At 74.1% G+C, this 15,207-nt stretch carries 10 protein-coding genes and 1 other RNA gene; 9 read left to right on the top strand and 2 right to left on the bottom strand.

The features are described from left to right. Positions 1 to 185 precede the first annotated feature (185 nt). Positions 186 to 3,089: an FHA domain-containing protein gene (locus ACIQWA_RS25450; protein ID WP_402486146.1), complete on the bottom strand. Its 2,904-nt coding sequence runs from the start codon at positions 3,087 to 3,089 to the stop codon at positions 186 to 188. Between the two features lie 352 nt (positions 3,090 to 3,441). On the opposite strand from ACIQWA_RS25450, the gene ACIQWA_RS25445 reads away from it, so the two are divergent. From ACIQWA_RS25445 to prfB, 3 genes are all read left to right on the top strand, one after another. Next, the gene (locus ACIQWA_RS25445; RefSeq protein WP_402486143.1) at positions 3,442 to 5,307 is read left to right on the top strand and encodes a protein kinase; all 1,866 of its coding nucleotides are present in this window, start codon (positions 3,442 to 3,444) and stop codon (positions 5,305 to 5,307) included. A 291-nt stretch (positions 5,308 to 5,598) separates the two neighbouring features. Next, a complete protein-coding gene (locus tag ACIQWA_RS25440; RefSeq protein WP_402486140.1) occupies positions 5,599 to 6,852 on the top strand; it encodes a serine/threonine-protein kinase in 1,254 nt (417 codons plus the stop codon). 68 nt (positions 6,853 to 6,920) lie between these two features. Next, on the top strand, positions 6,921 to 8,033 hold the full coding sequence (gene prfB / locus ACIQWA_RS25435; RefSeq protein WP_402486137.1) for a peptide chain release factor 2: 1,113 nt from the start codon (positions 6,921 to 6,923) through the stop codon (positions 8,031 to 8,033). Between the two features lie 63 nt (positions 8,034 to 8,096). Here the strand turns inward: prfB and ACIQWA_RS25430 are convergent, their stop codons facing one another. Next, on the bottom strand, positions 8,097 to 8,291 hold the full coding sequence (locus tag ACIQWA_RS25430; protein WP_360239101.1) for a hypothetical protein: 195 nt from the start codon (positions 8,289 to 8,291) through the stop codon (positions 8,097 to 8,099). Positions 8,292 to 8,659: 368 nt separating this feature from the next. On the opposite strand from ACIQWA_RS25430, the gene ftsE reads away from it, so the two are divergent. The 6 genes from ftsE to ACIQWA_RS25400 all read left to right on the top strand — a co-directional run bounded on the left by ftsE (position 8,660) and on the right by ACIQWA_RS25400 (position 15,053). After that, a complete protein-coding gene (gene ftsE, locus ACIQWA_RS25425; RefSeq protein WP_360239098.1) occupies positions 8,660 to 9,349 on the top strand; it encodes a cell division ATP-binding protein FtsE in 690 nt (229 codons plus the stop codon). A gap of 78 nt (positions 9,350 to 9,427) precedes the next feature. Continuing rightward, the gene (ftsX, locus tag ACIQWA_RS25420) at positions 9,428 to 10,339 is read left to right on the top strand and encodes a permease-like cell division protein FtsX (protein ID WP_350504738.1); all 912 of its coding nucleotides are present in this window, start codon (positions 9,428 to 9,430) and stop codon (positions 10,337 to 10,339) included. A gap of 113 nt (positions 10,340 to 10,452) precedes the next feature. Beyond that, positions 10,453 to 11,589: a S41 family peptidase gene (locus ACIQWA_RS25415; protein WP_402486132.1), complete on the top strand. Its 1,137-nt coding sequence runs from the start codon at positions 10,453 to 10,455 to the stop codon at positions 11,587 to 11,589. Positions 11,590 to 11,652: 63 nt separating this feature from the next. Continuing rightward, a complete protein-coding gene (gene smpB / locus ACIQWA_RS25410; protein ID WP_097237694.1) occupies positions 11,653 to 12,129 on the top strand; it encodes an SsrA-binding protein SmpB in 477 nt (158 codons plus the stop codon). A gap of 86 nt (positions 12,130 to 12,215) precedes the next feature. Continuing rightward, positions 12,216 to 12,597: a transfer-messenger RNA gene (ssrA, locus tag ACIQWA_RS25405) on the top strand. 152 nt (positions 12,598 to 12,749) lie between these two features. Then, entirely contained in the window at positions 12,750 to 15,053 is a 2,304-nt protein-coding gene (locus ACIQWA_RS25400; RefSeq protein WP_360239091.1) for a UvrD-helicase domain-containing protein, read from the top strand. Positions 15,054 to 15,207: the final 154 nt, after the last annotated feature.

The following is a 15,207-nucleotide window of genomic DNA, read 5'->3' as shown; positions in this document are numbered from 1 at the left end:
GGGGGCCCCGGGGCCGGGCGGGGGGGGGGGGGCGGGGGGGGGGGCCCCCCCCCCCCACGAGGCGATCAAGGGAACGGGGCGGGGTGTTCGGGGCGGGCCCGTGTCCGGTGACACGGGCCCGCGCCGAAGAGGTTTCACCCACCGGGTCTGTTGCTGAGCACCTCCGCAGAGCGCTCCGCGCGGGTTCAGCGGGAGGCGGCGCGTTGGAGGGCGCTGGCGAGGAGGGCGAGGTCGGTGGGGCCGTTGCCGAGTTCGCGGACCGGGCGGCGGGCGGGTGGGGCGCCGAGTTGGAGAGGGTCTATCGCGACCACGGTGGGGCGCAGGGTGGCGGTGCGGGGGATGCGGCCGCTGATGCGGGCGGTCTGGAAGGCGGTGACGCCGCCGTCCGGGCGGCGCAGGTAGCCGCGGCCGGGGGTGTCCTCCGGGAGGGCGGCCGCGTCGCCGAGGTGGATCAGCAGGTCGGACTCGGCCGGGTCCTCGGTGCGCAGCGCGATCCGCAGCAGGGCGGCCTCGTCCACCTCGGTGCCGGCGCTCGCCTCCGGGCGGCCGGTGGCGACCGCGAGGTGGACGCCGAGCGGCCCGCCGCGGCGGGCGACTGCGGCGAGCGCGCGGGCCAGCGGGCGGCCGACCGGGGAGGTGGGGGAGAGCAGTGCGTCGTAGTCGTCGACGACGACGACCAGCCGGGCCGGGACGGGGGAGGCGGGGGAGCCGGTCGGGCGGGGGTCGGAGGCGCTGCGCGCGGACGGGATGGCCCGGGGGGCCGGAGCCGGGCCGGCGGCACCGACGGCGGCGGGCACCGGTACGGAGTTCGCGCCGTGCCCGTCCAGGCTGTGCCCGTCCAAGCTGTGCCCGTCCAAGATGCGGGTGGCGTGCCAGGAGGCGAAGTCCAGTCCGTCGAACAGCCGCTCCCGCAGGGCGAGTTCGTCCTCCAGCGCCTCGGCGGCGAGGAGAGCGGCGCGCGGGTCGGCGACGGCGTTCACCCGGCCGGTGACGTGCGGCAGTTCGGTGCAGCCGTCCAGTCCGTCCTGGCCGTCGTCGGTGGCCCGGCCCTCGATGATGGTGACGGCGAGGCGCTCGGGCCGCTCGGAGACGGCGAGCGAGGCGACCAGGGTGCGCAGCAGCTCGGTCTTGCCGGAGCCGCGGGCACCGCCGATCAGCAGGTGCGGGCCGCCCGGGTCCGGGGAGGGCAGGGTGAGTTCGGGGTCGGCCAGGTCGAGGGTGCACAGCTCGTCCCGGGTGGTGCCGAGCAGCGCGGTGGCGGCGCCGATGCCGCCGGCGTGGGCGGCCCAGCGGGCGGACAGCTTGGCCGGGGTGACGGTGTCGAGCTGGAGCAGGTCGAGCAGCCGCAGTGCGTCCGGCAGCGGGCCGCGGGAGACCGGGGCGGCCTCGCGCAGCGGGGCGAGGACGCGGGCCAGCCGTTCGGCCCAGGCGTCGGAGACGGCGTCCAGCGAGACCTCGTGCAGGGTTTCCCGGCCGCGGGCGACCGGGCGGTCCAGGGAGAGCTGGGTGCCGACCTCGCCGGTGATCAGGGCGGTGGCGCCGAGGCCGCGGGGCAGCAGCTCGGGCTGTTCGGCGAGGCAGACCGGGAAGATGCCGACCGCCGGGCCCTGGCGCAGCAGCAGGTCGAGCGCGTGCCGGGCGGCCTCGGTGGCGGGGCGGCCGTCCACCACGACCACGGTGGCGGGGTGGCCGCCGGGGCCGGTCGGGCCGCTGAGCCGGGCGGTGAGTTCGGTGAGCCGGGCGGTGGCCTGGTCGTCGTCGAAGCCGACCAGCAGTCGGCAGTCCTGGCCGTCGGCGGGGCGCAGGTGGGGCAGCCAGAGCGCCCAGGCCCAGGTGTCGACGCGGTCCTCGGGGCTGCGGGCCGGGTCGGCGTCGACCACGACGAGGCTGAGCCCGGTCGGCGGGTGCAGTGCGGCGAGCTGGGCGACGACGGCGCGGGTGAGCGCGTCCAGGCGTTCGCGCGGGCCACTGAGGCCGAGGCTGCCGGCGGTCTGGAGGTCGAGGGTGACGGGGACGGCGGGCAGCATGGTGCCGGGGGTGGTGCCGGCGCCGCCGGGGCGGTCGGCGGTGCCCAGCCGCAGGGTGAGCGCGTCGGGGTGGCCGGGGCCGCGCTCCCAGAGCCGGGGGCCGGGGCCGACGGCGTTGAGCAGCACGGTGGCGAGGTCGGGCCAGCGCTCCCGCTGGGCGGCGGCCTGGCGCAGCCGTACGGCGGTGTGGTGGCGTTCGGCGCTCTCCTGGCCGGGCGGCTCGGCGGCGCGGCCGGGCAGCAGGGAGAAGAGGCCGCGGCCGCGGCCCGGGGCCGGTTCGGGGGCGGTGGGCGGTTCGAGTACGGGCGGCGCGGGCCGGACCGGGCCGGGGGCGGCGAGCTGGAGGTGGCCGTTGCCGTCGGGCAGGGCGGCGCGGGCCGGCTCGCCGAGCGGTTCGAGGACCTGGAGGGTGGACTCGCCGATCCGCAGCAGCGCGCCGTGTTCCAGCGGGACGGCGGCCTCGGGCGGCAGCGGCGGGACGATCCGGCCGTCCAGGGTGGTGCCGTTGGTGGAGCCGAGGTCGCGGACGGTGGCCCGGCCGTCGTCGCCGAGGTGCAGGGCGAGGTGCAGTCGGGAGACGTCCGGGTCGTCGAGCGGGACGTCGGCCTCGCCGGAGCGGCCGATCCGGATCTCCCGGCCGTGCAGCCGGTGCACGCCGCCGGCGTCCGGGCCGCCGACCACGCGCAGTTCGGCCGCGGCGCGGGTGTCGTCGGGGTCGTCGGCGGTGGGGTCGGGCTCGTTGAGGCTGAGCACGGCGCCGTCGAGCAGCGGGGGGTGGCCGAGGAGGGTGTGCTCGTCCACCCGGTGCGCCCCGGCGTAGAGGTGTACATGGGTGGCGGCCCGTGGTCCGCGCACGCCGACGGCGCCCGCGAGTGCGCCCGCGACGGCGCCGAGCGCGGTGCCCACGGGCGCGGTGACCAGCACGTCCACGTAGGGGATGGCGGAGCCGGCGGCGGTCGGGCCGCTGCGCGGTCGGAGGACGGTCAGCCGGATCTGCATCTCGCCCGCGGGTCCCTTCTGCTGGTGTGATGCCTGGTACCGCTGCCCGGTGTCGTCACGCACGCGCGGGGCGGTCGCGGCGACCCTTGGGCCACACGAGTGGCGAGTGTCCATCCTGCCATCCGGCACGGACGGTCCGCGCACCGTACCGGATTTGACGATCTTGCGATCATCGCCATGGTGGAGGCGACGGAGGGTCAGGTCAACCGTCGCCCCGGCCGCCCGGCCGAGGGGCCCGGCGACCGCCTCCGGGTGGTTCCCTAGGGGATGTCCCCCAACCCTGCTCCGACCGCCAGCCGGTCACCTCGGGAACCGGTACGGACACCGTTAGAGTGGCCGCAAACACGGGCCCGGCAGGCTCACCGCGAACCGGCGGGGGAGCGCCCCGCGGGCGGCACGGCGAGGAGTGCGACAGGTGCGGCCAGTCGGCAGCAAGTATCTGCTTGAGGAGACCCTGGGGCGGGGTGCCACCGGGACGGTCTGGCGCGGTCTGGTGCGCCAGGACGTCCAGGCGCCGGGCAGCGAGCCCGGGCAGCAGGTGGCCATCAAGGTGCTGCGCGAGGAACTGGCGGCCGACCCGGACGTGGTGATGCGCTTCCTGCGCGAGCGTTCGCTGCTGCTGCGGCTGAGCCACCCGAACATCGTCCGGGTCCGCGACCTGGTCGTCGAGGGCGAGCTGCTGGCGCTGGTGATGGACTTGGTGGAGGGCCCCGACCTGGCCCGCTACCTGCGCGCCAACGGCCCGTTCAGCCCGATCGCCGGCTCCCTGCTGATGGCCCAGGTCGCGGACGCGCTGGCGGCCAGCCACGCGGACGGCATCGTCCACCGCGACCTCAAGCCGGCCAACGTGCTGCTCGCCTCCATCGTGGTGCAGGGCACCGAGCAGATGCACCCGCTGCTCACCGACTTCGGCATCGCCCGGCTGGCCGACTCCCCGGGCGTCACCCGTACCCACGAGTTCGTCGGCACCCCCGCGTACGTCGCGCCGGAGTCCGCCGAGGGCCGCCCGCAGACCTCCGCGGTGGACGTCTACGGCGCCGGGATCATGCTGTACGAGCTGGTCACCGGCCGCCAGCCGTTCCAGGGCGACAGCGCCCTGGCGGTGCTCCAGGCCCACCTGGCGCAGGAGCCGCAGCGGCCCAGCACCATGCCCGAGCCGCTCTGGACGGTGATCGAGCGCTGCCTGCGCAAGGACCCGGCGCAGCGCCCGAGCGCCACCGCGCTGGCCCGGGCGCTGCGGGTGGTCGCGGCCGGGGTCGGCGTGCACGCCTCGCCGGTGGCGGTGGACGAGGCGCTGGCGGTCGGCGCCCTGCTGTTGCCGGACCCGCAGCCGACCGCGGTGCCCGGCAGCGCGCCGGCCGCGGCCGCCTCGCCCGTCGGCCCGTACGGTGCCGAGGACCGCACCCAGGTGCTGCCCCCGGCCCCGGGCGCCCCGCAGTACGACCCGGCCGCGGCGACCCGGGTGATGGGCACCCAGCCGCCGCCCGCGCCCCCGTACGGCACCCAGGACCGCACCCAGGTGATGCCGCCCACCGCCGTGCCGCCGCCCCCGCCGGTCGCGCCGGCCGGTCCGCTGGAGGAGGCGCCGCACCCCTGGCAGACCCAGCTGCGGGCGGCGCGCGACCGCAACCAGCAGACCCAGGTCGGCTACTTCGGGCCGGAGGACTTCGAGGACCCGCAGGTCGCCCCGCCGCCCTACCAGGCCGATCAGCGGGGCCAGGGCGGCCAGGGCGTGCCCGGGCACCAGCCGCAGCCGCCGGCCGGCTACCGCCCGGACCAGCGCCGCCAGGCGCCGCCGCCCGGCTACGCCCAGCGCCCGCCGGTCGCCCCGCCGCCCTACCAGGTCAACCAGGGGCCCCAGGGGCCCCAGGGCGGCGAGGGCGGCGGCCGTCCGCAGCCGCCCGGCGGCTACCGGCAGGCCCCGTCCGGCCAGGGCCGGACGCCGGGCGGCTACCCGCCCCCGCCCGCCCCGGTGCCGCGCCGGGCCGAGCCGCCCGCGCCGCAGCACCGGGAGCCCCGGCCGCCGCGGGAGGAGCCGCGCGAGCCGTCCCGCCGGGAGAGCGCGCCGCCGCGCGAGCGGCGCCCGCGCAGCCGCAACCGGATGTACATCCCGGGGCTGGGCTGCCTCAAGGGCTGCCTGATGGTGCTGCTGGTGCTGGCGGTGGCCGCGCTGGCGCTGTGGAACTTCACGCCGCTGCCGCACTACTGGGACAACGTCGTGGGCTGGTTCGACACCGCCCGGGACTGGGTGAACAACGTCTTCGGCAGCTCCGGCAACTGACGCGGGCCCGAACGGCGCGCCGGGGTGAAGGCCGGGGTACGGGCCGGGACGGCCGGCCGCCCCGGCGACCGACCGGACGTGACCGGAGGTGACCGGACGTCCGGACCCGGCCCGGAAGCCAGGATTGACGCTTTGTCGACAATCCCCGAGATTTCTCGCCCCCGAGTGCCGCTCCACGGCCCCCAGGCGCCCCGCACGGGGGGTCCGGGCGCGTAGGTTGGTCGCTGTTGTCCCGCCCCACCGAGCGCGCCCGGACCCCCGGAGCGCTCCCGCGCCGCCCACGGAGCAGCATTGGCACGCAAGATCGGCAGCCGGTACACCGTCCACCAGGTGATCGGCCGGGGTTCGGCCGGGACGGTCTGGCTCGGTGAGGGGCCCGACGGCCCGGTGGCGGTCAAGCTGCTGCGCGAGGACCTCGCCGCCGACCAGGTGCTGGTCGGCCGTTTCGTCCAGGAGCGCACCGCGCTGACCAGCCTCGACCACCCCCGGGTGGTCGGCGTGCGCGACATGGTCGTGGACGGCAGCGACCTCGCCCTGGTGATGGAACTCGTCCAGGGCACCGACCTGCGCTCCCGGCTGGAGCGGGACGGCGCCCTCCCGCCGCAGGCCGCCGCCTCGATCATCGCCGACGTCGCGGACGGCCTGGCGGCCGCGCACGCGGCCGGGATCGTGCACCGCGACGTCAAGCCGGAGAACGTCCTGCTGGACCTCGCGGCCGCCCCCGGCCCCGGCGGCGCCCCGCGCGCCAAGCTCACCGACTTCGGCGTGGCCCGCCTGGTCGACGCCCCACGGCGGACCCGGGCCACCCGGATCATCGGCACCCCCGACTACCTCGCCCCCGAGATCATCGAGGGCCTGGAGCCGCGCGCCGCCGTCGACATCTACGCCCTCGCCACCGTGCTGTACGAGCTGCTGGCCGGCTTCACCCCGTTCGGCGGCGGCCACACCGGCGCGGTGCTGCGCCGGCACGTCACCGAGCAGGTGCCGCCGATCCCCGGCCTGCCGGACGGGCTGTGGCGGATCATCTCCGAGTGCCTGGCCAAGGCCCCGGCCTCCCGGCTGCGCGCCGCCGAGCTGGCCGCCCGGCTGCGCGAGCAGCTGCCCTCGCTGGCCGGTCTGCCGGTGCTGGCCGTGCCCTCCCAGGGCCGCGCCCCGGCCGAGGAGCAGCTGACCCCGGGCGAGGCGGTCTACGCCGAGGTGGACGCCGGCCCGGGCACCCACAAGCGCCGCCGCGGCCCGGCCGTCCCGCTGGTGCCGGGCGTCGCCCCGGACTCCACCCGGGACACCCACACCAGCCTGCGCCGCCCCTCGGCCGACGAGCTGGCCGCGTACGCCGCCGAGTCCCGCGCCCAGCGTGCCGCGCCGGGGCACCGCCGGGACCGCGCGGCCCTGCTGCGCCGGCGCCGGCTGCTGGCCGTCCTGCTGGCCACCGTGCTGCTGCTGGCGGGCGCCGCCGCGGCCTGGACGGCCTTCGCGGCCACCGAACCGGGCGGCGGCCACCCGGCCCGCCCGGCCGTGCACGGCACCGCCCCGCGGGCTCCGTAGCCCCCGGAGAACGGCAGCGGAACCGGGGGTGTCGTCATGACCACCCCCGGAACCATTACGCTGGGGGCGTGGCAGCCGTCGATCCTTCCGAAGAGCTCAAGAACCTCGATACGACCATGGGGTCGATCGAGGCCGTCCTCGACCTGGACAAGATCCGGGCCGACATCGCGGTCCTGGAGGAGGAGGCAGCCGCCCCCACCCTGTGGGACGACGTCGCGAACGCGCAGAAGGTGACCAGCCGGCTCTCCTTCCTCCAGGGCGAACTCCGCCGCGTCGAGGGGCTCCGCAGCCGCATCGACGATCTGGGCGTGCTGTTCGAACTCGCCGAGGCCGAGGACGACGCGGACACCCGCACCGAGGCCGAGGCCGAGCTGGTCTCGCTCCAGAAGGCCGTCGAGGAGCTGGAGGTCCGCACCCTCCTCTCCGGCGAGTACGACGCCCGCGAGGCGCTGATCAACATCCGCGCCGAGGCCGGTGGCGTGGACGCCGCCGACTTCGCCGAGCAGCTGATGCGCATGTACCTGCGCTGGGCCGAGCGGCACGGCTACCCGACCGAGGTGTACGACACCTCGTACGCCGAAGAGGCCGGCATCAAGTCGGCGACCTTCACCGTGAAGGCGCCCTACGCGTACGGCACCCTCTCGGTCGAGCAGGGCACCCACCGCCTGGTCCGCATCTCGCCCTTCGACAACCAGGGCCGCCGGCAGACCTCCTTCGCCGGTGTCGAGGTGCTCCCGGTCGTCGAGCAGTCCGACCACGTCGAGATCGACGAGGGCGAGCTGCGGGTGGACGTCTACCGCGCCTCCGGCCCCGGCGGCCAGGGCGTCAACACCACCGACTCGGCGGTGCGCATCACCCACCTCCCGACCGGCATCGTGGTCTCCTGCCAGAACGAGCGCTCGCAGATCCAGAACAAGGCCTCCGCGATGAACGTCCTCCAGGCCAAGCTGCTGGAGCGGCGCCGCCAGGAGGAGAAGGCCGCGATGGACGCGCTCAAGGACAGCGGCAGCTCCTGGGGCAACCAGATGCGCTCCTACGTGCTGCACCCGTACCAGATGGTCAAGGACGTCCGCACCGCGTACGAGGCGGGCAACCCGCAGGCGGTCCTGGACGGCGACATCGACGGCTTCATCGAGGCCGGAATCCGCTGGCGCAAGCAGCGCGAGACCAGCGCCGAGTAACCGCAGGCACACGCGAAGGGCCCCGACCGCAGCGGTCGGGGCCCTTCGTCGTACGCAGGATCGTCAGGCCAGTGCCTGCCGCGCGATCAGCGCCACCGCGAGCAGCCCGGCCAGCAGGGCCAGCAGTATCGCGGGGGAGAGCGCGGCGAACGGCCCCTGCTGCTCCTGCAGCCGGGCCCGGTTGGCGCGGCACACCGGGCAACGCCCGTCGCTGACGCGGCCGTTGCAGTTGGCGCACACCAGATGGTCGCAGGTCATGCGATCTCCTCCTCGCTGCTACAGCCAACGCACCGGACGGGGCTTTGGTTCCCTGTTCCTACCTGTACGGGGGAGTCTGCCCCGTACGGGGGAGCGACCGGACACGGTTGCCCCCTCCACTCTGCCAGGTTCTGGCCGTTCCGGCTCCCGGGCTGTGAGATGGCTCGCAATTATCGGGGCACAACCGGACATTCTCCCCCAGATTCCGGAGTCCGTCCTGGGCCGTCCCTGCGGGCCGGCCACAGCTTCGCGTATGGTCCCAGACCGGGAGCGGCCGTCCGCGCTCCCATCGCCCGCCCCCGGACCGGGCCTCCGGGGCGGACCGACCGAGGACTGGCGCCGCCTAGGATGGCCTCCGTGATGCAGCCGTGATCAGATTCGACAACGTCTCCAAGACCTATCCCAAGCAGAACCGTCCCGCCCTGGACAACGTCTCGCTGGAGATCGAGAAGGGTGAGTTCGTCTTCCTGGTCGGCTCGTCCGGCTCGGGCAAGTCCACCTTCCTGCGGCTGTGCCTGCGGGAGGAGCGTCCCTCCACGGGCTCGGTGCACGTGCTGGGCAAGGACCTCGGCAAGCTGTCCAACTGGAAGGTGCCGCACATGCGCCGCCAGCTGGGCACCGTCTTCCAGGACTTCCGCCTGCTGCCGAACAAGACGGTCGCGCAGAACGTCGCCTTCGCGCTGGAGGTGATCGGCAAGCCCAAGAGCGCCATCAACAAGGTGGTGCCCGAGGTGCTGGAGCTGGTCGGCCTCGGCGGCAAGGAGGACCGGATGCCCGGCGAGCTGTCCGGTGGTGAGCAGCAGCGCGTCGCGATCGCCCGTGCCTTCGTGAACCGCCCGATGCTGCTCATCGCGGACGAGCCCACCGGCAACCTGGACCCGCAGAACTCGGTCGGCATCATGAAGCTGCTCGACCGGATCAACCGCACCGGCACCACGGTGCTGATGGCCACCCACGACCAGGCCATCGTCGACCAGATGCGCAAGCGCGTCATCGAGCTCGACAAGGGGCTGCTCGTCCGCGACCAGGCCCGCGGCGTCTACGGATACCAGCACTGACCGACCAGCGCTGACCCGTGGGGCCCGCCGGCCCGGCCCGCCAGACCGCGCAGTACCGACCCTGGAGTTGTTTCCCGCATGCGTGCCCAGTTCGTCCTGTCGGAGATCGGTGTGGGTCTCCGACGCAATCTGACCATGACCATCGCGGTCGTGGTCAGCGTCGCGCTCTCCCTCGCCCTCGCCGGTTCCTCGCTCCTGGTCCGCGACCAGGTGAACTCCATGAAGGGGTACTGGTACGACAAGGTCGAGGTAAGCATCTACTTCTGCACCAAGGCGGATGCCCGCAACTCGCCCCAGTGCGACAAGGGTGCGGCCACCGACCAGCAGGTCCAGGACATCAAGGACCAGCTGGACAAGATGAGTTCGGTGGTCCAGTCGTCCACGTACGAGAGCTCCGCGGAGGCGTACAAGCACTGGAAGGACATGAACCCGGACAACCCGCTCATCTCCGTCCTGGGCCCGGACGCCATGCCGCAGTCCTGGCGGGTCAAGCTCAACGACCCGACCAAGTACGACGTCATCCAGAGCGCCTTCGCGGGCAAGCCCGGCGTCAAGTCGGTCGAGGACCAGCGGAAGATCCTGGAAAACCTGTTCGGTCTGCTCAACGGCCTGCAGACGGCGGCGTTCGTGATCATGGTGCTGATGCTGTTCGTCGCCTTGCTGCTGATCGTCAACACCGTCCGGGTGTCGGCGTACAGCAGGCGGCGCGAGACCGGCATCATGCGCCTGGTCGGCGCCTCGAACTTCTACGTCCAGATGCCGTTCATCGCCGAGGCCGCGTTCTCCGCGCTGCTCGGTGCGGCGCTGGCCTCCGGCCTGCTGGTCGGCGGGCACTTCTTCGTCCAGGGCTGGCTGGCGGACCGGGTGCAGTTCATCCACTTCATCGGCCTCGGCTCGGTGCTGGCGGTGATCCCGCTGCTGGTCGTGGTCGGCATGGGGATGGCCGGCATCGCGGCGTTCTTCACCCTGCGCAAGTACCTCAAGGTCTGACCCCCTGAGGTTGCTTCGGCCCCGTACGGCACTGCGCCGTACGGGGCCGTCGCCGTTCCGCGCTCGGTCGTTCCGGCCCGCCGCGCGCGGTGCGGTGTCTACACTCCGTTGCCATGCTGCAAACTCCGCGCAGGGCACGTCAGGTGGCCGCCCTCAGCCTGGTGTTCGGTGCCGTGCTGCTGGGCGGCGCCGCCACCGGGGCCTGGGGCGGCCCGGGCCACCCGCCGCGCCGGGCCTCCGCCGACGCGGCCCCGGCCGCCGCCGGACTCCCGACGGACCCGGCGGGCGCCGCGCTGTCCGAGCAGCAGGCCGAGCGCCTGCTGGCGGCCGGCGGCGACCGCTGGGGCGCGTACTACAGCGCCCAGGAGTACGCCGAGTTCAGCCAGGGCCTGGACGGCCGCTACCCCGGGGTCGGGCTGTCGGTCGGCCGCGGCGACGACGGCGTCACCGAGGTCTCCCAGGTCACCCCGGCCGGACCGGCCGCCGAGGCCGGGATCGCCCCCGGCGACCGGCTGCTGCGGATCGACCGGGACCAGGCCGACCGGCTGCCGGTCACCGAGGTGGTCGCCCGGCTGCGCGGGCAGGGCGACGAGCGCCGGGCCGGCTCCGAGGTCACCCTGGCCGTCCAGCGCGACGGCGGCGAGGTGCGCGAACTGCGGCTGCGGCGGGTGCTGCTGGACAGCCGGCAGGTCACCGCGGAGCACCTGGACAAGGGCGTGCTGCGGATCACCGTCCGGGCCTTCACCAGCGGCGTGGCCGAGCAGGTGCGCGCCGCGCTGCGCGCCCCGCACGCCGGTGTGGTGCTCGACCTGCGCGGCAACTCCGGCGGGCTGCTGGAGGAGGCGGTCGGCACCGCCGGGAGCTTCCTGGACGGCGGCGCCGTCGGCTCCTACCAGGAGCGCGGCGAGAAGCGGGAGTTGACCGCCCCGCCCGGCGGCGACCGGCGCAGCCCGCTGGTGGTGCTGGTGGACGGCGGCACGATGAGCGCCGCCGAACTGCTCGCCGGGGCCCTCCAGGACCGCAGCCGCGCCGTGGTGGTGGGCTCCCGGACCTTCGGCAAGGGAACCGTCCAGCAGCCCAGCCGGCTCGCCGACGGCGCGGTGCTGGAGCTGACCGTGGGCCGCTACTACACCCCGGCCGGGCGCTCCCTGGACGGCACCGGCCTGACCCCGGACGTCCCGGCCGCCGCGGGCGAGGACGCCGACGCGCTCGCCCTGCGGGTCCTGGCCGGCCTCGGCACCCAGTCCTGACCCGGTCGCCGGGCGGTAAAGCGGCTGCCCGAACCGGCGTCGAAGTGCGAGAATGGCCGCGCTATGGCAAAGGAAACCGGACAGAAGCTGATCGCGCAGAACAAGAAGGCGCGACACGAGTACACGATCCTCGACACCTACGAGTGCGGCCTCGTGCTCACCGGCACCGAGGTCAAGTCGCTGCGTGAGGGGAGGGCCAACCTGGTCGACGGCTACGCCTACATCCAGAACCACGAGGCCTGGATCGACAACGTCTTCATCCCCGAGTACACCCAGGGGACGTGGACCAACCACGCGGCCCGGCGCAAGCGCAAGCTGCTGCTGCACAAGCTGGAGATCCGCAAGATCGAGACCAAGGTCCGCGACGCGGGCCACACCCTGATCCCGCTGTCCCTGTACTTCAAGGACGGCCGGGTCAAGCTCGAACTCGCACTGGCGGTCGGCAAGAAGCTGTACGACAAGCGCCAGACGCTGCGGGAGAAGCAGGACACCCGCGAGACGGCCCGTGCGGTGGCGGCGGCCCGGCGGCGTCAGGGTTAATCCGCTGGACCCTTGCCCGTCGCCTCGCGTACTATGGCGCAAGCAACACGGACGGTCACCGTCCGAGCTGTTTCTCAACAAAACATGGGGATGATCGGTTTCGACAGGGGATGTTGAAACAGGGGAAGCGAGCCGAGGAACGCGGCAATGATCTCGTTAACCACGTGTCGCAAAAAAATAATCGCCAACTCTAAGCGCGATTCCCAGCAGTTCGCTCTCGCTGCCTAATAAGCACCGATAGCGCTTGGGTGTCAGACCGGGGAGTTCCCGACCCGGACCCTGGCATAATCTAGGGAACTCAACCGTCCGCCCGGGCTGCGGGGGTGGATGGGAAATCAAACAGCAGCTGGGCCTGTTGGCGGCTTGTCCGTGTGACCGCCAGGGCCGAGAAAAGCACAGCGGACTGCGCTCGGAGAAGCCCTGAATTAACTCCACTGGACCCGGGTTCGATTCCCGGCATCTCCACCACCCCATGTTGACACCGAAGGCCGTCCACCGCTGATGCGGAGGGCGGCCTTCGGTTTTTGTACGTTCCGGAGCAGCGCGTGCGGGGGGTCGCGGCGTAGGATCATCCGTCCGCTCGTTTTCCGGAGCCGGATTCCGTCGCAACCCCCGAGGCCATGCAGAGCAACACGGACACCACCCCCACCACCGATCACGAGACCGTCCGCGAGCGTGAGATCGCCGGTGAACAGCAGCACCTCGACACCGTCTACCACCGGCTGGAGGAGAAGCTCGCCGAGGCGGAGTACATCCTGGAGGACGCCGCCAAGCGGGTCCAGGTCGGCACTCCCGGCGCCCTCGCCGAGCGCGACGCCCAGGTCTACCGGGCCGGCGCGCACCTCCAGCGGCTCAACAACGAGTTCGAGGACTTCCTCTTCGGCCGGATCGACCTCCAGCAGGCCGACGCGCCGGAGGAGCACGGCATCCCCTCGAACACCCCGCTCGACCCGGCCGACCCGGCCGTCGCCGAGACCCTGCACATCGGCCGCCTGGGCGTGCTGGACGCCGAGTACGGCCCGCTGGTGATCGACTGGCGGGCCCCGGCCGCCGCGCCGTTCTACCGTGCCACCCCGGTGGAGCCCGGCCGGGTGATCCGCCGCCGGGTGATCCGCTCCAAGGGCCGCAAGGTGATCGGCGTCGAGGACGACCTGCTGCGCCCCGACCTCACCCCGACCCTGGACGGCCGGGAACTGGCCGTGGTCGGCGACGGCGCGCTGATGGCCTCGCTGGGCCGCGCCCGCAGCCACTCCATGCGCGACATCGTCTCCTCGATCCAGAAGGAGCAGGACGAGGTGATCCGGGCCGCCGCGGCCGGGGCCACCCTCGTCACCGGCGGCCCCGGCACCGGCAAGACCGCCGTCGCCCTGCACCGCGCCGCCTACCTGCTCTACCAGGACCGCCGCCGCTACGCCGGGGGCATCCTGGTGGTCTCGCCCACCGCGCTGCTGGTCTCCTACACCGAGGGCGTGCTGCCCTCGCTCGGCGAGGAGGGCCAGGTCGCGATTCGCGCGGTCGGCTCGCTGGTGGACGGCATCGAGGCCGCCACCTACGACGCCCCGGAGGCGGCCCGGGTCAAGGGTTCGGCCCGGATGGTGCAGCTGCTGCGCCGGGCGGCCCGGGCGGCGCTGGAGCTGGGCGCCCCGCAGGAGCTCAAGGTGGTCGCCCGCGGCGAGGTGCTGCGACTGGACGCGGGCCGGCTCAAGGCCGTCCGCGGCAACGTGGTGGGCTCCGGCGGCACCCCGCTGAACCTGCTGCGCCCGCGCGCCCGCCGGCTGCTGCTGGACGCCCTGTGGCAGGAGGCCACCAGGCACCTGCCCAGGCCGACCGACCACTACGCCCGGGAGCAGCGCCAGGAGGAGAAGGAGTCCTTCGACGACTACGTCTCGGACGAGTCGTCCTTCCTGGAGTTCCTGGACGCCTGGTGGCCCGCGCTGACCCCGCGCCGGGTGCTCGGCACGCTCAAGCAGACCCGGCACACCAACCGGATCGCCCGCCGTGCCGTCACCCCGGACGAGGCCAGGCTGCTGGCCGCCTCCTGGCGCCACCTGTCGCCGCAGGGCGAGGGCGAGCTGTCCGCGCACGACGTGGCGCTGGTGGACGAGCTGCAGGTGCTGCTCGGCGAGCCGGCCCGTCCGAAGGTCCGCGAGGTGGACGCGGTGGACCTGCTGAGCGGCCTGGAGGAGGTCACCACCTTCGCCGACCGCAACTCCCGTCAGCGCGAGCGTCAGCCGGTGGAGCGCAAGGAGTACGCGCACGTGATCGTGGACGAGGCCCAGGACCTCACCCCGATGCAGTGGCGGATGATCGGCCGGCGCGCCCGGATGGCCACCTGGACCATCGTCGGCGACCCGGCGCAGTCCTCCTGGCCGTTCCCCCAGGAGGCCCAGGCCGCGCTGGACGAGGTGCTGGCGGGCAAGCCGCGCCGCCGCTTCACGCTGACCGTCAACTACCGCAACCCGGCCGAGATCGCCGAGGTCGCGGCGAAGGTGCTGGCGCTGGCCGCGCCGGGCACGCCCTCGCCGAGTGCGGTGCGCCACGTCGGGGTGGAGCCGCGCTTCGCGGCCGTCACCGACCCCGCGCCGGAGGCCTTCGGCAAGGCCGCCCGGGCCGAGCTGGAGCGACTGCTGGGCGAGGTGGACGGCACCGTGGCGATCGTGGTGCCGATGGACCGCCGGGCCGAGGCGGCCGGCTGGGCCGAGGGCCTGGGCGAGCGCGCGGTGGTGCTGGGCAGCCTGGAGGCCAAGGGCCTGGAGTACGACGCGACGGTGGTCGCCGACCCGACCGGCATCGCCGGCGAGTCGGAGGCGGGCCTGCGGGTGCTCTACGTGGCGCTCACCCGGGCGACCCAGCGGCTGACGGTGCTGTCCGGCCCCGACGACCTGCCGGACGCGGCCGGCGTGCCCGCGCTGCTGCACGGCTGACGCCCCCACGACGAAGGCCCCTCACCGCTGGTGAGGGGCCTTCGGACGTTGATGACACCGACCCGCCATGCTCGCCTCGCGGCAAGTGGTCCCTCTGAGGGACGAAGGTTGGGCCCGGGGGCTTGGATCGAGCCGGTGTCCCGTCCAATGTAAC

This window comes from Kitasatospora sp. NPDC098652 (assembly GCF_044760155.1).
Taxonomy (GTDB): Bacteria; Actinomycetota; Actinomycetes; order Streptomycetales; family Streptomycetaceae; genus Kitasatospora.
This window is presented reverse-complemented; position numbering and strand designations above follow the sequence as displayed.